Raw genomic sequence first — 22516 nt, forward strand, 5'->3', positions numbered from 1 at the left:
GAAATTTTTAAGTCTGTGTAATGTGTTTATTCAGTGTGCTCGGCAGATTGAGGCGCCAGTTTTTGCGCTGCGCTGTTCAATCGGTATTGGTCAGCAGGGTGCGGAGCAGACAGGCGGTTGCCGTTTTGAAAAAGCTTGTTGCGCAAGCTGCCATGCGTATACTCAGTTTTGTAGCGCCCGCGCTGCTGCAGCTCTGGAATGACAAAACGGATAAAATCCTGATGTGATTCTGGCGCAACCGTGCGGGTGAGGTTAAAGCCGTCGACTCCAGTTTCATCGAGTAGCTCAATAAGCTGCTCGGCAACCGAAGCGCCGCTGCCGACAATCAGTGGGTAGCGTCCGCCGAGTTTGAGCTGCGCTTTTAAATCTTTTGGCGTGATTTTCTGTTCTTTGAATTTGCTGTTGACTGAGGCAATGCTGTTGGTTTTCTGATAAGGAATAGCTTCATCATCTGAAAACTTGCTGAGATCCATGCCGACCGAGCTGGAAAAATGAGCGAGGCCAGCTTCCGGGCTGGCATAGCGGATATATTCAGCCAGCTTCTCCTGCGCCAGTTCATCGGTTTCTGCAGTTACTACGCTGATGCCGACAAACAGCTTGATGGCATGCGGGTCACGGCCTTGTTCCAGCGCTTGGGCGCGGATTTTATCCACTTGCTGCTTTATTTTTTCAGGCTTGTCTGCGCCGATAAACATGCCTTCTGCATGCTGTGTGGCAAAGGCCAGGCCTCGCGGGGAAGCGCCTGCCTGATACAGTACTGGTGTCCGCTGGAGAGAAGGCGATACCTGAAACACGCCCTGGCTTTGGTAAAACTGCCCTTGATGCTGAATGACATGCACTTTGGCTGGGTCAGAGAAAATCCGCCGGGTTTTGTCTTTGCGCACAGCATCATCTTCCCAAGAGCCTTCCCAGAACTTATAGCAAAGTTCTAAAAATTCTTCGGCTTGTTCATAGCGCAGGTCATGATCTTTTAAGCCTTTTTGTCCAATCAGCCGTTCGGCGCTGTCTAAATAGCCAGTGACAATGTTCCAGCCAATGCGGCCTTGGGTTAGATGATCCAAACTGGCCAAGCGCCTTGCAAATTGATAGGGCGTTTCATAGCTTAAATTCACCGTGACGCCAAAGCCGAGATGTTCCGTCACGGCTGCCATCGCGGAGACTAAAGTACTTGGGTCATGGCTCGGCAGCTGGATCGACTCTTTTAACGTCAGGTCGATATTGCCTTGATAGACGTCATACACGCCGGTAATGTCCGCAATGAATAAGCCGTCAAATAGGCCTTGTTCTAAGGTCTTGGCAAGGTCTGTCCAATAGCTGAGTTCATTGAAGCGGTGCGATTCATCACGTGGATGTGTCCACAAGCCATGATTGATATGGCCCGCACAATTCATGTCAAAGGCATTCAGGATGATATGTTTTGATGCATGTGCATCTGCAGTATGATTATTTGTCATTACAATGTCCCTCTGCGCGGCGGCAGGACACCGTTTAATAAATAATTGGCAATAAAGTAATATTTCCAGCGTGAGGCGTCGTGCAGGGTATGCACGCGGGCATTGCGCCAAAATCGGTCTAAGCCGTCTGCACGCTGGCTGCCACGGCTGCCTGCCAGTTCAATCAGCTTGGAAGATGCTTTGAGTGCAGTTTCTGAGCTGTGCGCGCGGACTTTGGCCACATCTAAAGAGGCTTTGGCGACACTTTCAGAAGTCGGCTGAGGGCGGGCAGCATCAATTGAGCGTCCGGCCTGTTTCAGTAACACTTCGCTGGCACGCACATCGGCAATAATGCGTCCAAGTTCCAACTTGGTCAGCGGGTCATCTGTGGCATGTTCGACACCAGAATCAATCCATGGGCGGGCTTGACGGACACGGACAAGGGTTTCTTCAAAAGCGGCGCGGGCTATGCCAGTTTCAATCGCGGCATGCATAATCTGCGCAAATGGGCCAACAAGCGTGGGTTCAGAAAAAGCGCTGCTGAATGGAATGACATCTTCCGCAGCGACGGGGACACGATGAAACTTTACTGTGCCGCTGCCTGTGGTACGCTGCCCAAAGCCAGACCAGTCATCAGCCAGTTCTAAGCCTTGGCTGTCACGCGGAAGAAAAGCTAAAAATTCATGACCGTCTGCATCTTTGACTAATGTGGGGATGCGGTGCGCAAACAGGCTGCCTGTGCAGTAGAATTTTTCGCCATTGATTTCATAGCCATCCGCTTTGGGTGAAATCACGGTTTGTTTTTGAGATGCGCTTTTGGTTTTAAATTCCGCTAAGGCATTGCCAAATCGTGCGCCTTGCAGCACTTCTGCATACAGTTTTTGCTTTTGCTGTTCAGTCCCTGTATTGCGCAGCACTTCCAGCGCATAAAAGTGGTTTTGCGGAATTTGGCCGATTGAACCGTCTGCACCGCTCATCATCGCAATGACTTGCGCGACGGTATAGCTGGAAACATCGGCGCCGCCGTATGCTTTCGGCACGGTAATGGCCCATAAGCCAGACTGGCTGTACGCTTCAATTTCCTCAAACGGCAAAATGCGCTGTGCATCTCGGGCCACAGCGGTCTGTTTGAATTCTTCAGCCAAACGCTGCGCGATTTCCAAAGCTTCAGCATCAGAGCGAATAATATGCGCATGCGCTGTTTCAGAGGCAGTACCCGATTTAAACGGCACAATATTTTGAAATGAAGTCATCGTGTTCTCCTTAAATCCAAGCGTGGCGGGCGGGCAAGGTATGGTTCAGGTAATAGTCGCCTAGAGCATGCAGTTTCCAGCGGATTGGGTCATGCAGGGTATGCACGCGGGCGTTGCGCCAGTGCTGGTCAAAATTGTGCACATTTAAGCTGGAGCGGCTGCCGCCCAGCTCTAAGAGTTTTTCAGAGATCTGCAATGCGGCATCATTGGCATAGACTTTGGCTTCCGCCACTAAAATCGAGGCTTTGGCGGCCTGCTCATCACTGACATTTTTCAGCAGATCCAGCTCATCTAAATATTCAGCAGCTTCATCCAGCAGCAAGATGGCGGCATCCAGCAGCACAGCAGATTTGCCGACTTCCTGCAGGGTGTAATGCTCTTCACTGGCTTTTTCCACCTGCGCATCGGCAATAGGCCGCGCTTTTTTGACGGCTGCAACGGTATCTGCAAAAGCCGCTTCGGCAATGCCGACATCAATGGCAACTTGAAGCAGCTGTGAGAAAGCGCCGCGGTAACTCGGCTGCGACGCCAGTTTGCGTTCATCAAAAATTAAAAAAGCATCCACTTCAACATGATTGAGTTTAACCGTGCCGCTTGACGTTGTGCGCTGTCCAAAGCCATCCCAATTATCAATTACAGATACGCCTGGAGACTGGCGGTCAACAATGGTTAAAACCACATGGCCTTCAGGATGAATGGCTTTGATGGCCAGCCAATGCGCAAAACTGCTGCCGGTTGAATAGAATTTTTCACCGTCTATAAAATATTTGCCATCTTCAATCTGCAAAAAAGTGCTTAAGGTTTTTGTATCTTTGGTATTGCGTTCAGGGCCGCCATTGGCCAAGCGCTTTCCTTTTAAAATTTCATTGAAAATAAAGGTTTTTTGCTCAGCTGTTCCTATGATGTCAATCATGTTCAGCAGGGCAATTTGATTTTGCGGAATTTGCCCGACACTGGAGTCGGCTTTGTTTAAAATACGGAAGACTTGTGCGAGGGTTTTGTTGCTAACAAACGCGCCGCCGAATGCTTGCGGAATGCGGATGCCGCCTAAGCCTTTTTGACTGAATAAATCAATTTCGGCAAAGGGAAGCTGACGGTTTTGATCACGCTCATTGCGGCCTTCCAAGGCAAAATCTGCCACATGATAGGCAGCCGTAATGGCATCTTGATCGCTTTCGATTATATGAATATTTTCAGCAGTTAAACGAGACATAATGACACCTGTACTAGATATCAAAACGCTAACTGTTCAGTGTAGAAAAATTAAATGATGGATTTAGATTTAAATATCAAAAAATGTCTTTTAGAGAATTATTGATTAATATGTATTGTATTTTTATATGTTAAGATTATGAAAAATATTAAATTTATTTAATTTGAAATTAAAATTATAAATTTAATATCATCTTTTAATATATTCATGCGCTAAATATGTATAAATGTATTCATTAGCAAATGCTTTTAATATTTAATTTAAGGTAAAAAGTCCATTGTTTTTCTAAAACGGTATGTCTAAAGTATCCCACTAAAATACTTAGCAATGCTGGGTCGTGTAAAACAATAAATTCGGAGCATTTATGCGTACGTTATACCAGTTTCCGTTATCACACTTCTGTGAAAAAGCGCGCTGGCTGCTGGATTACAAAGAACTGGAATATACCGCTCATAATTTGATGCCCGGTGTGCACCGGGCCTTTGCGCAATTAAAAACCGGGCAGAACAAATTGCCTATTTTACGTGATGGGGAGCAGTGGATTGCAGACTCCACCCAAATCGCGCTGTATCTGGATGAACAGTATCCTGAGCATGCCTTGCTGCGTGCAGATGCAGACCTCCGTCAGCAGGCGCTGGAGATCAATGAACTATCTGTTGAATTAGGCCGCCATGTGCGCCGCTGGGCGCTGTCGCATGTGCTGAAAGAAAATGAAGAATCTTTAGATATTTTAATTGGCGAGAAGGGCTATTTGCGCCAATTTGAAAAATATTCAAAACCGTTGATTAAGGCGCTGGTCTCGAAAGGGTATCAATTAGACTCTGATCGGGTTGAACACTCGAAAGAGGCGATGCAAGGCATTATTGAAGAATTAAATGGGCGGCTCATTCAGCATGGCTGCCGCTATTTGGTTGGCGACCGCTTAGGCTTGGCGGATATAGCGGTTTGTTCAATGCTCGCACCGATTTTGGAAATTGCAGGAACGCCTTGGGAAAAAGAGCATTCCGACAACTTATCTGAAGATTTTAAAGCCTATAAAGCATATTTAACGGATTTGCCGCTTGGGCAGTATGTGCTGCGCATTTATCAGACTGAACGCAATTCACGGGTGGATTGGCGCGGCGTTTAACCGTTCAATGCCGCAATAAAAAACGCACGTTAAGGTGCGTTTTTTATTGCGCTAAAGCAGCAAGCTGCAATCAAATGTAGTGTGCGGCCTGTTCAAGATCTAACTGGACCGCTGGATTCGGCAATGCCGTATAGTCTTGCGGCGCAGTTTGAGCGGTATTTGGGGCTGCAGCCGATGCAGGCGCTTGCGGAATCAGATCGCTTAAATTGATCGTGCCTAGGCTGCTGGTATTCTGAAACAAGTCACTAATGTTGGGAAGATGATTTTCTGTGCCATTCAGCAGGTCACCCAATGCGCTTTTCGTGCTGCCTGCTAACAGCTCAGGTTTATAGGCGCCGGTCAGCAGGCCGCTTAAGTCAGGAATTTCAATGTGATCCAGCAGCGCGCTGAAATCGCCTTTTTGGTCAATCATGGCAATGATAGGCTTCAGTGAGTCGATCACTTGGTTTAAATCTTTAGACAACGTCAGCAATGAAGGATCATTGACAAAGTCTAAAACTGTTTTCACGCTGTTTAAGACATCATAAACTTTGTGCACTGTATCCGCCTGCGTGCTGTCTAAGGCGCCGCTGTTTTCCAAAATTTTAAGCAGGGGATTAATGCCCTTAATCACGCCAGAAATGGTTTCAGGAATATTGCCTTGATTGGCTTGGGTCAGTGTGGCAATCAAAGTTGTCACACTGCCAATCACCGCTGGAAGCGCTTGCTGCAGCTTTGCCATATCAATATTTGCAGTGCCTGTATCAATTGACGCCAGCAGAGGCATTAGGGCCTGCGCTGCGCCTTGGGCAATATCCCCTAAGTCTGCATGGCCAGCAGCGATTGAGCCGGCTGCTTGAATTAAAGGCTGCGCGTGTTCTAAAACTTGATTCAATGTTGAAATAATTTGTGCAGCATCGGTATTTGCTGCCGCACTGCTGAGCACATTTAACAGCGGTTTAATGGCGGTTAAGGCCGATGAAAGATTGTCTGGCAGATTGCTTTGCCCATTGAAGCTGCTGATCAGCGTTTGCACGCTGTTGACTACAGCTGGCAAAGCCTGAAGCACTTCGCCTTGCTGTGCCGAGCCTGCTCCGCTTAAGGATTGAAGCAAGGGCTGTAAGGTCTGCATCAACGTATTCAGTGTATTTGAATTGCTGCTTGAAGTTTGATTAGCAAGAATGCTTTGCATCAGATCCATAATTTTAGGCAATGAATTGGTCAAGCTGCTTAGGTCAATGGTACTGGATTTAGGTGTGCTGGCAGCGCTAAATAAGTTTGAGAGAGTGCTGCTGATTTTTTCAGGGTTTAGCAGGCTGCTGAGCGCCGTGCTGTTCAGCTTTAATTGCGCCGATGCTGAATTCAGCTGAAAAGCAGGACTGAGAGCTGAACTGAGTTTAGAGGTCAGAGCGTTAAGAGACTTGATCGCCATGTGTATTTATTCCTTATTGTTTTAAGATTTATTGTTCTTTTTCAAACTGAAATTTTTTAAAGCATTTCTAAAGGAAAGTAAAATTTGCATGACACATCCGTCCGCAGTTTAATGTGATATAAGTCTCTCTTTAGGTTTGGTCCTATTTATAATCAATTATTTTTAAACAAAAAAATATTCATCGGATGATAAGGTTTTGCGGATGAGCGGTATAAAAAATCTACAGTTTGAGGTGTGAAATTCACAGAACGGATAAGCGGGTTGAAAGTAGGAAATTTTACGGTTAACAGCAATCCAAAAGAAAAAATAAGTCAAAATAATTTGCAAAATATAAATATATTTTTTATATATGGAGGATACATGAAAATAAATTTTAAAAACTGTCAGGCATTTTAAGAATAATTTAAATGGCCTTGATCGGGGGGAATCCCCATCGGCTGTTCAAAGTTATTTATTCAATGCATTGAAACATGCATATGCGTCGGGCAGTGACTGGAGAAAAAATGGAATTGGATCGTTTTGATAAGCAAATCTTAGAAATTTTAACGCATGAAGATTTAAATCTGAATGAATTATCTGAACGCATCAATCTTTCAGTCAGTTCTGTGCACCGCCGAATTAAGCATCTTATTGATGCGGGGGTGATTTCTGGACTGAAACGGGAACTGAATTATCAAAAGCTGGGGTTTAGCCTGCATGTGCTTTTGCAGGTGTCGCTGAGTAAGCATGATACAGACACCTTTGCAAAATTTTTAGAAGAACTGGAAAGCATTCCTGAGGTGATAAATGCATTTTTAGTCACGGGGCAGTCGGCTGATTTTATTGTGGAAGTTGTTGCGAAGGATATGGAAAATTACAGTGATGTCCTGCTTAAGCGCATTGGTAAAATTGAACATGTCGTGGCGCTGCATTCGAGCTTTGTGATTAAAGAATACAATGTATTTAACTGCACAGGTTTGCTGAGCAAAGCTTAAAAAAGCAGCGGCTGATCAGCATCATTTATCATCATCAGCCTGTTGATTACAGGCAGGCATAAAAAAACGCGCTTATAGGCGCGTTTTTTTATTTTTTGAAAGATTACTCATCAAGCTGAGCTAAAACTTCTTCTGTGAATTCAACGTTTGTATAAACGTTTTGCACATCATCTAAATCTTCAAACATATCAATCATTTTTACGATTTTTTTCGCTTGATCAACATCTGAAATTAAGGCTTTGGTTGAAGGGTTCATTACTACTTCAGCATTGTCAGACTTTAAACCTGCCGCTGTAAGCGCATCTTGAACTTCACCAAAAGTTTCAGGTGTAGTGATGACTAAAATTTCATCTTCAGCCACTTCAATATCTTCTGCGCCGGCTTCTAAAGCGACGTCCATGATTTTGTCTTCTAAAGACACATCTTCAAACGTAATTTCCCCGCGTTTAGTAAACATATATGCCACTGAACCAGCAGTACCTAAGTTACCGTCCGTTTTAGAGAAACAATGGCGTACATCAGGCACTGTACGGTTTAAGTTGTCAGTCATTGTTTCAATAATAACCGCAACGCCGCCAACGCCATAACCTTCGTAAGTGACTTCTTTTAAATCAGCATTTTCTTCACCGCCAACACCGCGCTGAACTGCGCGGTTGATGGTGTCACGTGTCATGTTTGCAACTAAGGCTTTCTCAACGACAGCACGTAAACGTGGGTTAGACGCAACATCACCGCCGCCTAAACGGGCAGCTGTAACGATTTCACGAATAAATTTTGTGAATACTTTAGCGCGGCTCGCATCTTGTTTTGCTTTACGATGCTTTGTGTTAGCCCACTTGGAATGACCCGCCATGCGAAATATGCTCCTTGTAGATTGGCTTTATGCCTATCAGATTGTGCAAATTCTACCATAAGCCCTTTTTTTTGATAAAGGGCTAGCCTTCGAGTTTTTAAACAATCATGCCTGATTTTTGGGTTCTGGAATAATAATGTCCAGTCCAACATTTTCTTTATACAGTTTTTTCATCAAAGCGAGGTCATGGTCGAGTTCTGTTGGATAAATTTTTCCAAAGATGCCGCCTTGCTTGGTTTTAGAGTTGGCATACATTAAAACAATGGGGACGCCAGCCGCTTTAGCAATGTGCCAGAACCCAGTGCGGATGGGTTTTCGGGCTTCACCGCGCTCTGCACGTGTCGCCTCAGGCGCAATCACCAGATTGAATTTTTCATTTTTTTCAAAATGCTCAACCATTTGTGAAACAATATCTTTGCTCGACTTGCGGTCTACAGGAATGCCGCCAACCGCCGTTAAAAAAGGCTTTAAAGGCCCTTTAAACAGTTCTTTTTTAATTAGGGTATGAATTTTTAGGTCATAAATTTGGAAGAGGGCTAGAGACAGTACCGCATCCATCATAGAGGTGTGTTCAAAGCCGACAATGACTTGCTTATTTTCAAGCACATCCGGCTTTACTTCATAAGTCCAGCCAGCCAATTTGAATGAGGTTTCACCGATAAATTTTTTCAACATACAAAATTACAGTTTCTGCAAAGGCAATCTGCGCTAATTTCTGCTTGTTTCAGAGGACAGTCAATAGGAAATTTGCGAAAGCAGATAAATAAAATACATTTGCATTTTTATAGGCCATTTCAAATGGAGATGCAGGAAGCTGACTAAGACTTTAAAATGATAATTCTATTTGTATTGATAGAAAATTAGTCTCAAAACATAGAAAAAGAGTATTAAAAAAAACTGCCTCATGTCTATTCACACAGCCTAATTCTTATTAGACTTTTGTCGTAGGACTTGAAAAATGTACGATGATTTTTTAAGTCATGAATATTCTGCAGAGGCTGAGAAAAATGACTTATTTGACTGCTTTTTTGTTTGCATCAGTAATTTTTGCTTTAGTGCTGGTATGGTCGCTGGTTGAGTTTTATGCAGAATCAAAAAAGCAGGAACAGTTTGATCTCTAATTCTGGAGATCAGCGGGATTCAAATTTAAATCGCGGATCTTATTTCTGAAACAATCAACCTTATTGGTGTGTGATGTTCTGATACTTATAAAGTATCAATGCTGCAATTGGCCGCGGTTTTTATCTTTTTTTTGATTGTTTATTGCTTTATTTATCATCAATTTTTTTCATTTTTGAAAAAGCTATTGCTCATTCTTTCGCTATAGATTGGCCATTTTTTTGGATTGTTGTCTTAATGTGCAAGCAGTCTTAAAAATGCTTGTATTTTAAAATAATCTCCGATACTATTCTTTCCGCTTGAACTTATTGATATATAACGAGTTCAGCTTATAGGGCCTATAGCTCAGTTGGTTAGAGCAGCGGACTCATAATCCGTTGGTCGACAGTTCAAGTCTGTCTGGGCCCACCAAATTTTATACTTATATTGCTTTATATGATTTTCAAACCCTTAATTTAAAAAGAATTAAGGGTTTTTTATTGCCTAGAATAAACCCTTATCAAAACACGTTCTGTATTCGTAACGGTATTCTGAATTTTTTAATGGCCGCAGGTTTTTTTCAAAGTTTGATTAAATTGTCTGGGCTTGATCGGACCGCAGCAGCAGATTGCTGTTGCGGCTAGCTGCAAGAAAAGTAATGTGATGGATTATATTTGCTTGTCGCAACCGAGCTGAATATCGCCGGAAATGGCATAAATTTCACATTGGTATTGATACAGAGACCTTTCAAATACAGGCAATTCGGCTCACAGCGAATAATGTATATGATTCACAAGTACTCGGAAATTTACTTGATTAGCTTCCGCAAGATGAATGAATTGATTTTGTCTATACTGATGGAGCTGATGATGCTTAGCCTTAGAGAGATACAAGGGCGAGTTCTATTAAACAAAATGAATTTTTTATGACCATAAATTTTGCGAAGCGGCGCTTCTCAGGTAGGGAAATCTGGAAAAAAGGACCGGGTTATCAGCGCGAAGCTTGGTTGAAACCAAGATGCATTGCATAACTTATTGTGCGGCAAGCTTAGCGCAAGGAACTTTTGAAGTCCGGTGAATGAGGTACATGAATGTGGGGCAGTCCTCAATAAATTTACAGAATGAGGCAGACCACATACCCGAGTTATAACTCAAATTTGAGCCGTTATAATGTCGTGCTCAATTAGAAAAAAATCATTAAAATTTAATTATTAACGTGACTGATTTTACTTGACCATTACACGGAATAAAAAGAGTTGGATTGATTGAAAAAGACAGCATTTAAATGTTTTATTCTGATATTTATTTTGTATTTTTTATTAAAAACAATGTGTTATTTTTAAATTTTTTTGGGCATGCCATATAAAAAAAGGCAGTAGTATTCATCATCACTTATCAGTGACTAATCATTAAACTGCATTAAATAGGTTTAATTTCTCTTTAGTTTCCCGCCTTAATTTTGCATACCTGCCAAGTACAGGAATCAAACCAAATTGTAATTTTCCATGACATGCTGCTCATGTAAAAAGTCCAATTGGCAATAAGATATTTTTTAGATTGAGTCTTATCGCAGACAGGATCTGCATGCGATTGGCAAAATATACCAATCTAAAAAAAACCATAAAAAAAATATGAATTAAATTTTGTAAATAAATTTTAATTATTTTTTTAGGAAAAGTTAATAGTTTGGATAATTATCGACCATGTTTGCATATTTTAAATATATTGTGATTTTGTTTACATAATCCGCCGATTATATAATATTTCCTTTAATAAGATTCAATTTTTTGTAAAAAGATACAATAAAAATAGTGGATTTATATTCCGACCAATTAAGTATACATAAAATAACAATTATTTTATGTGTGATATTTTGAAAAAAATCATTAATTAACAAAATTTTATTTTTTCTAAGAACTTTCCAAATGTGTGTGGTTTGTGAGTTTTATTGCCTTCATTTTTTTTGCAATTCAATCCCTTTACGAAAATAGCTAAATATATAACGTTAATAAAAACTGATTAAACATAATTCATAAATTTATAAAAGTCATATAACAATCAGAGGGAGTATTTTTATGGCTAATATTCAGGTTGTGTCCAAGCAAAGCCATAAGGTTTTGGACAAGACACTCGATAATAAAGTTCTCTTAACGGAGAATTCAGTTGTAAAAATAAATGTTGATAAAGAGTTGGTGGAAAGCATCACACGTGATGGGAACTCTGCCGTAGTCAAGCTGAAAAATGGTGAAACTATTGTTATTGAAAATTTTTTCAATGGCTCTATTGATGCCAACAGTATTGTACTTGAGGGTAAAGATGGACTTTATTGGGTTCAGTTTACAGATGCTGCAGGTAATGTAACCCCTTCAATTGTATATAATCCTTTAAATGAAATTACGCCATTACTGTATGGTGAGACTGCTTCATCCATACAGCCGTGGCTGATTGGCGCTGGAGTTGTAGGTGGTGTGGCGGCAATTGCTGCAAACTCATCATCTTCTTCTGGTGATGATGGTGATAATAAAGATCATACTCCGCCTGAATCTCCAAAGAATCTTCTGATTAGTAATGACGGCACTAAGGTTACAGGAAAGGCGGAGCCGGGTTCTAAAATTGAAGTCAAAGATGCCGGCGGCAATGTGATCGGTACTGGCACAGCGGATGCGAATGGCGATTTCGAAGTAGCGTTGAATCCTGCGCAAAAGAATGGCGAAACGCTGCAGGTCACGGCGACGGATGCGGCAGGCAATGCGTCTGCGCCGGCGCCGGTTACGGCGGATGATACCACTGCACCGGCAGCGCCGACCGATTTGGACGTCAGCGATGACGGCAGCAAGGTCACAGGCAAAGCAGAACCGGGCTCTAAAATTGAAGTCAAAGATGCCAGCGGCAATGTGATTGGTACTGGCACAGCGGATGCAAATGGCGATTTCGAAGTAGCGGTGAGTCCAGCGCAGAAAAATGGTGAAACGCTGCAGGTCACGGCGACGGATGCAGCAGGCAATGCGTCTGTACCGGCGCCGGTTACAGCGGATGATACTACTGCGCCAGCAGCGCCGACCGATTTGGATGTCAGCGATGACGGCAGCAAGGTCACAGGCAAAGCAGAACCGGGCTCTAAAATTGAAGTCAAAGATGCCAGCGGCAATGTGATTGGTACTGGCACAGCGGATGCAAATGGCGATTTCGAAGTAGCGGTGAGTCCAGCGCAGAAAAATGGTGAAACGCTGCAGGTCACGGCGACGGATGCAGCAGGCAATGCGTCTGTGCCGGCGCCGGTTACAGCTGATGATATCACTGAGCCGGCAGCGCCGACCGATTTGGACGTCAGCGATGACGGCAGCAAGGTCACAGGCAAAGCAGAACCGGGCTCAAAAGTTGAAGTGAAAGACGCCAGCGGCAATGTGATCGGTACAGGCACAGCGGATGCGAACGGCAATTTCGAAGTGGCGTTGAATCCTGCGCAGAAGAATGGTGAAACGCTGCAAGTGGTGGTCACAGACCCAGCAGGCAATGCGTCTGCGCCGGCGCCGGTTACAGCAGATGATACGACTGCGCCGGAAGCACCGGAAGCGACGGTCAGTCCTGATGGCAAGAGTGTACTGGGCCGTACAGAGCCAAATGCGGCAGTAGAAGTGAAAGACGCCAATGGCGATGTGATCGGTACAGGCACAGCGGATGCGAATGGCGATTTCGAAGTCGCAGTAAATCCAGCAATTGATAACGGCGCCAAAGCCACAGTGACAGCAACAGATGCTGCAGGCAATAAATCAGCGGCAACTCAAGTGACAGGCGGTTTGGATACTTTAGCGCCGGCAGCGCCGACCGATTTGGACGTCAGCGATGACGGCAGCAAGGTCACAGGCAAAGCAGAACCAGGCTCTAAAGTTGAGGTGAAAGATGCTGGCGGCAATGTGATCGGCTCTGGCACAGCGGATGCAAATGGCGATTTCGAAGTAGCGTTGAATCCTGCGCAAAAGAATGGCGAAACACTGCAAGTCACGGCGACGGATGCAGCAGGCAATGCATCAGCGCCAGCGCCAGTTACAGCGGATGATACCACTGCACCGGCAGCGCCGACCGATTTGGACGTCAGCGATGACGGCAGCAAGGTCACAGGCAAAGCAGAACCGGGCTCTAAAGTTGAGGTGAAAGATGCCAATGGCAATGTGATCGGCTCTGGCACAGCGGATGCAAATGGCGATTTCGAAGTAGCGGTGAGTCCAGCGCAGAAAAATGGTGAAACGCTGCAGGTCACGGCGACGGATGCAGCAGGCAATGCGTCTGTGCCGGCGCCGGTTACAGCGGATGATACTACTGCGCCAGCAGCGCCGACCGATTTGGATGTCAGCGATGACGGCAGCAAGGTCACAGGCAAAGCAGAACCGGGCTCTAAAGTTGAGGTGAAAGATGCTGGCGGCAATGTGATCGGTTCTGGCACAGCGGATGCAAATGGCAATTTCGAAGTAGCGTTGAATCCTGCGCAAAAGAATGGTGAAACGTTGCAAGTCACGGCGACGGATGCAGCAGGCAATGCGTCTGCGCCGGCGCCGGTTACGGCGGATGATACAACTGCACCATCAACAGCGACCAATTTGGACGTCAGTGATGACGGCAGCAAGGTCACAGGCAAAGCAGAACCGGGCTCAAAAGTTGAGGTGAAAGATGCCAGCGGCAATGTGATCGGTACAGGCACAGCGGATGCGAATGGCAATTTCGAAGTGGCGGTGAATCCCGCGCAAAAGAATGGTGAAACGTTGCAAGTGGTGGTCACAGACCCAGCGGGTAATGCGTCTGTGCCAGCGCAGGTTACAGCGGATGATACGACTGCGCCAGATGCTCCAATTATAAATACGATTACTGAAAATAATCCAATCACTGGTACAGGTGAAATTGGTACTACATTGATAATCACATTCCCAGATGGATTAACTGACAGTGTGGTTGTAGATGGACAGGGTAAATGGGAAGTTCCAAATCCTGGCTTAATTAATGGTGATATTGTTCAAGCTGTACTTAAAGATTCTGCAGGAAATATATCGGATAGTACTCAGGTAACTGTTAGTTTTGTAACGGATTCAGAATCTGCATCGGCATCTGAATCCGCATCGGCATCAGCTTCTGAATCTGCGTCTACGTCGGCTTCTGAATCCGCGTCTACGTCGGCCTCTGAATCCGCATCTACGTCGGCCTCTGAATCCGCTTCGACTTCTGGTTCAGGTTCTAGCTCAGCGTCTGAATCTGCATCTACGTCAGCGTCTGAATCCGCGTCTGCGTCGGCCTCTGAATCGGCGTCTGCATCAGCTTCTGAATCCGCGTCGGCATCAGCTTCTGAGTCCGCGTCTGCGTCGGCCTCTGAATCGGCGTCAACTTCAGCGTCTGAATCGGCGTCAGCTTCTGAGTCAGCATCGGCATCCACTTCAGCTTCTGAATCTGCGTCTGCGTCGGCCTCTGAATCGGCGTCTGCATCAGCTTCTGAATCCGCGTCGGCATCGGCTTCTGAATCGGCATCCACTTCAGCTTCTGAATCTGCGTCTGCGTCGGCCTCTGAATCGGCGTCTGCATCAGCTTCTGAATCGGCGTCTGCATCAGCTTCTGAATCCGCGTCGGCATCAGCTTCTGAGTCCGCGTCTGCGTCGGCCTCTGAATCGGCATCAGCTTCTGAGTCCGCGTCTGCGTCGGCCTCTGAATCGGCGTCTGCATCAGCTTCTGAATCCGCGTCTACGTCGGCGTCTGAATCCGCATCGACATCGGCTTCTGAGTCCGCGTCTACGTCGGCCTCTGAATCTGCATCTACGTCAGCGTCTGCGTCGGCCTCTGAATCAGCTTCGACATCAGCTTCTGAATCTGCATCGGCATCGGCTTCTGAGTCCGCGTCAGCATCGGCTTCTGAATCGGCGTCTACATCGGCCTCTGAGTCCGCGTCTACATCAGCTTCTGAATCTGCATCAGCTTCTGAGTCAGCATCGGCATCGGCTTCTGAGTCGTCATCGACATCGGCTTCTGAGTCTGCGTCGGCCTCTGAATCTGCATCGGCTTCAGCGTCTGAATCGGCGTCTACGTCGGCTTCTGAATCGGCATCGGCGTCAGCTTCTGAATCAGCATCGACATCAGCGTCTGAATCGGCGTCTACTTCGGCTTCTGAGTCAGCATCGACATCGGCTTCTGAGTCCGCGTCTACTTCGGCTTCTGAATCTGCATCGACATCGGCTTCTGAATCCGCGTCTGCGTCGGCCTCTGAATCAGCTTCGACTTCTGGTTCAGGTTCTAGCTCAGCCTCTGAATCTGCATCGGCGTCAGCGTCTGAATCTGCGTCAACTTCAGCTTCTGAGTCGGCGTCTACTTCGGCTTCTGAATCGGCATCGGCGTCAGCTTCTGAATCAGCATCGACATCGGCTTCTGAGTCTGCGTCTGCATCAGCGTCTGAATCAGCATCGGCTTCAGCTTCAGCTTCTGAATCGGCGTCCACGTCAGCTTCTGAATCGGCGTCCACTTCGGCTTCTGAATCGGCATCGGCTTCAGCGTCTGAATCTGCGTCTACGTCGGCCTCTGAATCTGCATCGACATCGGCTTCTGAATCGGCATCCACGTCAGCTTCTGAATCTGCATCGGCTTCAGCGTCTGAATCTGCGTCTACGTCAGCGTCTGAATCTGCGTCTACGTCAGCGTCTGAATCTGCGTCTACGTCAGTGTCTGAATCGGCATCCACTTCGGCATCTGAATCGGCGTCCACATCAGCGTCTGAATCTGCGTCTACGTCGGCCTCTGAATCTGCATCGACATCGGCTTCTGAATCGGCGTCCACGTCAGCTTCTGAATCGGCGTCCACGTCAGCTTCTGAATCGGCATCGGCTTCAGCGTCTGAATCTGCGTCTACGTCAGCTTCTGAATCGGCTTCGGCATCGGCTTCTGAATCGGCTTCAGCTTCTGAGTCGGCGTCTGCATCAGCTTCTGAATCAGCATCGGCTTCAGCTTCTGAGTCGGCGTCTGCATCAGCTTCTGAGTCAGCATCGACATCGGCTTCTGAGTCTGCGTCTGCATCAGCGTCTGAATCAGCATCGGCTTCAGCTTCAGCTTCTGAATCGGCTTCGGCATCGGCTTCTGAATCGGCGTCCATTTCAGCTTCTGAATCGGCATCGGCTTCAGCGTCTGAATCTGCGTCTACGTCGGCCTCTGAATCTGCGTCTACGTCAGCGTCTGAATCGGCGTCCACTTCAGCTTCTGAATCCGCGTCTACGTCAGCTTCTGAATCTGCATCGGCTTCTGAATCGGCTTCAGCTTCTGAGTCGGCGTCTACATCAGCTTCTGAATCAGCATCGGCTTCAGCTTCTGAGTCGGCGTCTGCATCAGCTTCTGAGTCAGCATCGACATCGGCTTCTGAGTCTGCGTCTGCATCAGCGTCTGAATCAGCATCGGCTTCAGCTTCAGCTTCTGAATCGGCTTCGGCATCGGCTTCTGAGTCGGCGTCCACTTCGGCTTCTGAATCGGCATCGGCTTCAGCGTCTGAATCTGCGTCTACGTCGGCCTCTGAATCTGCATCGACATCGGCTTCTGAATCGGCATCCACGTCAGCTTCTGAATCTGCATCGGCTTCAGCGTCTGAATCTGCGTCTACGTCAGCGTCTGAATCTGCGTCTACGTCAGTGTCTGAATCTGCGTCTACGTCAGTGTCTGAATCGGCATCCACTTCGGCTTCTGAATCGGCATCGGCGTCAGCGTCTGAATCTGCGTCTACGTCGGCCTCTGAATCTGCATCGGCGTCAGCGTCTGAATCTGCGTCCACGTCAGCTTCTGAATCGGCATCGGCTTCAGCGTCTGAATCTGCGTCTACGTCGGCCTCTGAATCTGCATCGACATCGGCTTCTGAATCGGCTTCGGCATCGGCTTCTGAATCGGCGTCCACTTCGGCTTCTGAATCGGCATCGGCTTCAGCGTCTGAATCTGCGTCTACGTCGGCCTCTGAATCTGCGTCTACGTCAGCGTCTGAATCTGCGTCTACGTCAGTGTCTGAATCGGCATCCACTTCGGCTTCTGAATCGGCATCGGCGTCAGCGTCTGAATCTGCGTCAGTGTCTGAATCGGCATCCACTTCGGCTTCTGAATCGGCGTCCACGTCAGCTTCTGAATCGGCATCGGCGTCAGCGTCTGAATCTGCGTCTACGTCGGCCTCTGAATCTGCATCGACATCGGCTTCTGAATCGGCGTCCACGTCAGCTTCTGAATCGGCATCGGCTTCAGCGTCTGAATCGGCGTCCACGTCAGCTTCTGAATCGGCTTCTGAATCGGCGTCCACTTCAGCTTCTGAATCCGCGTCTACGTCAGCTTCTGAATCTGCATCGGCTTCGGCGTCGGCTTCTGAATCGGCTTCAGCTTCTGAGTCGGCGTCTGCATCAGCTTCTGAATCAGCATCGGCTTCAGCTTCAGCTTCTGAGTCGGCGTCTGCATCAGCTTCTGAGTCAGCATCGACATCGGCTTCTGAGTCAGCATCGACATCGGCTTCTGAGTCTGCGTCTGCATCAGCGTCTGAATCAGCATCGTCTTCAGCTTCTGAGTCCGCGTCTACGTCGGCCTCTGAATCTGCATCGGCTTCAGCGTCTGAATCGGCGTCTACGTCGGCTTCTGAATCGGCTTCTGAGTCCGCGTCAGCATCAGCGTCTGAATCTGCATCGGCGTCGGCTTCTGAATCTGTATCGGCTTCTGAATCTGCATCGGCTTCAGCTTCTGAATCTGCATCGGCATCAGCCTCTGAATCGGCGTCCACGTCGGCTTCTGAATCTGCATCGACATCAGCGTCTGAATCGGCGTCCACTTCAGCTTCTGAATCTGCATCGGCTTCGGCTTCTGAATCCGCGTCTACGTCGGCTTCTGAATCGGCGTCCACTTCAGCTTCTGAATCGGCATCGACATCGGCTTCTGAATCTGCGTCTGCGTCGGCTTCTGAATCCGCGTCCACTTCAGCTTCTGAGTCCGCATCGGCATCAGCTTCTGAGTCGGCGTCTACTTCGGCTTCTGAATCGGCATCGGCGTCAGCTTCTGAGTCAGCATCGACATCGGCTTCTGAGTCAGCGTCTGCATCAGCTTCTGAATCAGCATCAGCTTCAGCTTCTGAGTCGACATCGGCCTCTGAATCTGCATCAAGTTCGGCATCTGAGTCGGCATCGGCTTCAGCATCTGAGTCCGCGTCTGCATCAGCCTCTGAATCTGCATCAAGTTCAGCATCTGAGTCAGCTTCAGCATCAGAATCTGCATCGGCGTCTGAATCAGCATCCGAATCTTCATCAATATCTGAATCTGTGTCTGCTTCTGAAGCTGCGCACTCGATTACTGCAGATGATGATCAAAATGCAACTAATTATGAGTTAAGTACTACTGAAGCTCGTCCAGACATTGAAGGCAATATTTTCACTCTTGCCAATGTGGGGGTTCTAGGTGATTTGATTTCTGTTGATTTAAGTGCATCTACAAATCCTAAGGTCACAGTTGCGGACAATGAAGCATTAAGCTTTACGCTTACTGCCTCTGGGGCAACTGGTATTACTGGGGCTGGTGTTGGTGCTATTATTGATGCAATTTTGGCAGGTGGAAGTATTAATGGTTCTATGGATCTAGTGATACTGAAAGACAATGGAGCTGGAAAGTATGAGGTTTATGACCGTATTGAAAATGCATACCAGTTAACTAACGTATTGCTTTCATTTAGTGCTAGCGGCAGTACAACTGTTACGTTGAATGAAGCTGGAAAATATAGTTTTGTATTAACTCAAAACGGTTCGGAAACAAATAATCTCTTAACGCAGCTTTTATCATTGAATGTTCTTGGCTCACTGAACTTGGATGCAAATGGAACCGTTGTTGCCACTATTAATAACACTGATCCTGTAACTGGAAATGTATTCACCAACGATGTGATTCACCCAGTTGGGCTAGATGTGAAAGTGACTACAATTAGTCATGGCTCTGAAAATAAAGGCGTTACTGCTGGCGTTGAAACCAAAATCGAAGGAGATTACGGCACATTAACTATTCATGCAGATGGCTCTTACAGTTATCAAATGACTGCTGGCCCAACAGCGCTCGGTAAAGTAGAGACATTTACTTATATTGTTGCCGATGGGGATACACATAGTGCCACAGCAAATATCTATATCCGCTTAGATTCGGACTTAGTGAATCTGGATTGGACAGGTAAAACAGGAGCACAAGAGGCAACGAAAGTTGCAAATGTTCTAGTCGCAGATGTAGATGGCACAGCAGTAACGATCGGCAACCAATACAATATAGCAGTGAAAGGAACTGGTGATGCTGATGGTTCGATCCTAACTACTGGGCAAGGTACAACTTTACAAACAATTCCAGAAGATACTAGCTCAACATTTAAGGTGGCAGCGGGTCAAACGGCATATATTGCGTTTACTACAGTTGTACCAGCGAATGTGCCTCAAAGCGGTCTTACACCTGCGTCTAATTACTCGACAACTGTAAAACTACTTCAGGAAGGTCTAGTTCTTGATACTACTCTTAAAACTTGGAGCAGCAGTACGTCAGGAACAACTTACTACTATAAAGTGACTAATACTGGTACATCAGAAGCGACTTATAAACTAAGTGTATCGGGTGATGATGGACAGCTGTTGACCAGTTATCCTAATACGGTTGGAGCACAGTTTGGAGCGAATAATATTTCTATTGATATTAAAGCGCCAACTTATACCGCAACTCCTGTAACAGGTAATGTAATAACAGGTACAGCCGGTGCTGGTGAGGATACCTTGTATTCTTCTAGCTTCAAACTTGGTGCTGTAGCAGGTACAACTGATCCGGCAGGCTACAATGTCGGTACTGGAATTCAGGTTGTGGGCAGTTATGGAACACTGACAATTAATGGAAATGGTTCATATAGTTACCTGGCCAATGGTAAGGTCAGTGACCTAGGCAAAGTTGATGTCTTTACGTATAAAGTTGAGACTTTGGACGGTTCAAGTGCGAGCTCTACCTTAAGCATTACGCTTGGTAAGGATTCCGTACTGATTGGAGATCCTGCAGGCGGTACAGCTGGTAATGATACAGCCGTATCACAATCTGGAGCTGAGACATTTATCTTAGGTACTGGTCAAGATACATTGATATTCAATGTATTGAATGCGGCTGATGCTCACGGCGGCAATGGTCATGATACTTGGAGTGATTTCAGTAAAGCGCAAGGTGATGTCATTGATATCAGTTCATTGCTTACTGGCGCAACGGCTGACAACATTGCAAATTATGTCAGTGTGACAACTGCGAATGGCGTTTCAACCATTTCAATTGATCGTGATGGTAGTGGCCCAGCGTATACATCTAAGGTTGATTTAATCACTATTAATGAAACCACGACACTTGAGGAACTGTTAAAAGGCAATCATTTGCTGTTCTAAGTTTCTAAAAAACACATCTAAAAAAGAGGCTCTTAGGAGCCTCTTTTTTTTGTTAAGAAACGTAATTTTTAACAAAAAAAATAGAAAATGATTTAAAATTTTATTTATTTAAATTAATAATTTATAAGATTTATAGAGGGTTTTATGACGGATTATAAAAATTTTTATTTCTGTAACTTGGACTTCGGAAAACAGTTAACCGGTGTAGAGCGGGCAGCGCTAAAAAGAGCTCGGCTTTTCAAAAATTATTTTGGCATATCTGCTGTATTTTTAACGAGCAGATTCAATACAGAGCTCGATGAAAATATAGAAAATCTTAAAAAAATTGGCTGGATGCCAAAATCTTGTGATGTGCTGAATGTGTATGAATATTTGAGGGGCGGGTACACCAATGAGTTAAAAATCAGCAATCATTTTGCTTTAGATCAATCCCTATACAATATAGTTGAAGTTGATGTGAATCCTATGCATGAGAAATGGATCTCTAAAGTTGATCAAAATTTCTATAAATATGTCGTGTGGAATAATATAAAAAAAGAAAAAATCGTTTTTGTTAATAACCTATTTAACAACAAAATTATAAAAAGAGAAAAATTTGATAAAAATGGAAGGATTTTTGCAATTCAAGAATTGGATGAAAATGGGAAAGTGACAATTGAAGATCTCATTCATATTGATGGCCATTTAGTATTGCAAAGATATTTTGGTGAAAATAGCCGATTATTAAAAATTGTTTTATTTACTCAATCTGGAATGGTCGATCAGATTTTTACAGGTGAAGAACAATTGGTCGATTACTGGCTTAGAAAGATCATTGATATTAATGAAAAGTCATGCTTTATTATAGATAGAAACCCGAATTGGAATATTGCTTTAAGAAATTTTCATGAACAAAATGGTCAAAAGAGCATATCTGTCTTCCATAGCAGCCATTTGGTTGAAATGGAAGATGATATTATGACAGGTCAATTAAACTCTAATTTTAAATATGTACTTGAGAAAAAATATACTGTTGATCATATTATTACACTGACAGATCATCAAAAAATCGATATCCAAAAAAGATTTAATCAAGTCAATAATATAACAGCCATTCCGCACAGTATTGATGATGAACCGGAAAAAATTATATTTAAACAGCGTGATCCTAATAAAATTGTTGCTCTCTGCCGTTTAGCGCCAGAAAAGCAAGTGATAGATATGGTTTTGATGATGAGCGAACTATTAAAGACCAATCCTGCAATGCAGCTTTATATTTATGGGGATGGAGGGGAAAAGACAAATATTGTTAATAAAATAAATGAGTTAAATTTGAATCATAATATTCATTTAATAGGTTATGTTGAAGATATTTCGAAGGCTTACAATGACGCTGTTTTTTCATTGCTGACGAGCCGCTGTGAAGGTTTTTCATTGGCTGTTTTAGAAAGCCTTTGCCATGGTGTTCCTGCAGCTTCTTATGATATTCCTTATGGCCCATCAAGCATGATTCAAAATAATGTAAATGGAATACTTGTAGAGCATGGAAATTATAAAATGATGGCTCAGGAAATTTCAAAAATATTAAGTGCTAAAGGTAAGTTGGAAAAAATGTCACAAAGCGCTTACGGATCTATTAGTAAGTATAAAGAAGATAACGTGGCAAAAATATGGAAAGCATTAATTTAAAATAACAGTATGGAAAAAAAGCAGTTTTAATGCTGCTTTTTCTGGTTTAAAAGGAATTAGGATTATATTTT

The 22516-nt window shown here is 45.0% G+C and carries 14 protein-coding genes, 1 tRNA gene and 1 pseudogene; 6 read left to right on the forward strand and 10 right to left on the reverse strand.

The genetic code is table 11. The features are described 5' to 3' along the window. Positions 1–26: 26 nt before the first annotated feature. From JZ784_RS03000 to JZ784_RS03010, 3 genes are read right to left on the reverse strand one after another with little or no spacing between them, the layout of a single operon-like run. Positions 27–1454, reverse strand: coding sequence for an LLM class flavin-dependent oxidoreductase (locus JZ784_RS03000; RefSeq protein WP_346313746.1), 1428 nt, complete (start codon positions 1452–1454; stop codon positions 27–29). Continuing rightward, positions 1454–2686, reverse strand: a complete 1233-nt coding sequence (locus tag JZ784_RS03005) for an SfnB family sulfur acquisition oxidoreductase (protein WP_346313747.1) — start codon at positions 2684–2686, stop codon at positions 1454–1456. Before JZ784_RS03005 ends, JZ784_RS03000 begins: the two co-directional genes overlap by 1 nt. A gap of 10 nt (positions 2687–2696) precedes the next feature. Further along, on the reverse strand, positions 2697–3899 hold the full coding sequence (locus JZ784_RS03010) for an SfnB family sulfur acquisition oxidoreductase (RefSeq protein WP_346313748.1): 1203 nt from the start codon (positions 3897–3899) through the stop codon (positions 2697–2699). 364 nt (positions 3900–4263) lie between these two features. Between JZ784_RS03010 and JZ784_RS03015 the strand changes: the two genes are divergently transcribed. Further along, positions 4264–5028 (forward strand): glutathione S-transferase, encoded by a 765-nt coding sequence (locus JZ784_RS03015; protein ID WP_005010862.1) that lies wholly within the window; start codon positions 4264–4266, stop codon positions 5026–5028. Positions 5029–5098: 70 nt separating this feature from the next. Here JZ784_RS03015 and JZ784_RS03020 read toward each other — a convergent pair whose 3' ends face one another. Next, complete coding sequence (locus tag JZ784_RS03020; RefSeq protein WP_346313749.1) at positions 5099–6439, reverse strand: hypothetical protein; 1341 nt, start codon at positions 6437–6439, stop codon at positions 5099–5101. A gap of 503 nt (positions 6440–6942) precedes the next feature. On the opposite strand from JZ784_RS03020, the gene JZ784_RS03025 reads away from it, so the two are divergent. Then, positions 6943–7413 (forward strand): Lrp/AsnC family transcriptional regulator, encoded by a 471-nt coding sequence (locus JZ784_RS03025; protein WP_005010857.1) that lies wholly within the window; start codon positions 6943–6945, stop codon positions 7411–7413. A 103-nt stretch (positions 7414–7516) separates the two neighbouring features. On the opposite strand, the gene JZ784_RS03030 is transcribed toward JZ784_RS03025, so the two are convergent. Further along, positions 7517–8266, reverse strand: a complete 750-nt coding sequence (locus tag JZ784_RS03030) for a YebC/PmpR family DNA-binding transcriptional regulator (RefSeq protein WP_005010856.1) — start codon at positions 8264–8266, stop codon at positions 7517–7519. A gap of 105 nt (positions 8267–8371) precedes the next feature. Then, on the reverse strand, positions 8372–8941 hold the full coding sequence (locus tag JZ784_RS03035; RefSeq protein WP_005010855.1) for a 1-acyl-sn-glycerol-3-phosphate acyltransferase: 570 nt from the start codon (positions 8939–8941) through the stop codon (positions 8372–8374). Between the two features lie 778 nt (positions 8942–9719). Between JZ784_RS03035 and JZ784_RS03040 the strand changes: the two genes are divergently transcribed. Both JZ784_RS03040 and JZ784_RS03045 read left to right on the forward strand, forming a co-directional pair. Further along, positions 9720–9796, forward strand: a tRNA-Ile gene (locus JZ784_RS03040). A gap of 253 nt (positions 9797–10049) precedes the next feature. Next, positions 10050–10488, forward strand: a pseudogene (locus JZ784_RS03045) (transposase); the annotation flags it as partial. A 1402-nt stretch (positions 10489–11890) separates the two neighbouring features. Here JZ784_RS03045 and JZ784_RS03050 read toward each other — a convergent pair. The 4 genes from JZ784_RS03050 to JZ784_RS03065 form a co-directional block, all read right to left on the reverse strand. Next, complete coding sequence (locus JZ784_RS03050) at positions 11891–13129, reverse strand: hypothetical protein (RefSeq protein ID WP_346313750.1); 1239 nt, start codon at positions 13127–13129, stop codon at positions 11891–11893. A 15-nt stretch (positions 13130–13144) separates the two neighbouring features. Beyond that, positions 13145–14278, reverse strand: coding sequence for a hypothetical protein (locus tag JZ784_RS03055; RefSeq protein WP_346313751.1), 1134 nt, complete (start codon positions 14276–14278; stop codon positions 13145–13147). Between the two features lie 135 nt (positions 14279–14413). Continuing rightward, positions 14414–18316, reverse strand: a complete 3903-nt coding sequence (locus JZ784_RS03060; protein ID WP_346313752.1) for a hypothetical protein — start codon at positions 18314–18316, stop codon at positions 14414–14416. A 44-nt stretch (positions 18317–18360) separates the two neighbouring features. Then, the gene (locus JZ784_RS03065; RefSeq protein WP_346313753.1) at positions 18361–18630 is read right to left on the reverse strand and encodes a hypothetical protein; all 270 of its coding nucleotides are present in this window, start codon (positions 18628–18630) and stop codon (positions 18361–18363) included. Positions 18631–18656: 26 nt separating this feature from the next. Between JZ784_RS03065 and JZ784_RS03070 the strand changes: the two genes are divergently transcribed. Together JZ784_RS03070 and JZ784_RS03075 are read left to right on the forward strand one after the other, a co-directional pair. Beyond that, the gene (locus JZ784_RS03070) at positions 18657–20777 is read left to right on the forward strand and encodes a type I secretion C-terminal target domain-containing protein (RefSeq protein ID WP_346313754.1); all 2121 of its coding nucleotides are present in this window, start codon (positions 18657–18659) and stop codon (positions 20775–20777) included. A 144-nt stretch (positions 20778–20921) separates the two neighbouring features. Further along, positions 20922–22445 (forward strand): glycosyltransferase, encoded by a 1524-nt coding sequence (locus JZ784_RS03075; RefSeq protein WP_346313755.1) that lies wholly within the window; start codon positions 20922–20924, stop codon positions 22443–22445. The last annotated feature ends 71 nt before the right edge of the window (positions 22446–22516 follow it).

The organism is Acinetobacter sp. CWB-B33 (assembly GCF_039655955.1).
In the GTDB taxonomy this organism is placed as follows: domain Bacteria; phylum Pseudomonadota; class Gammaproteobacteria; order Pseudomonadales; family Moraxellaceae; genus Acinetobacter; species Acinetobacter bouvetii.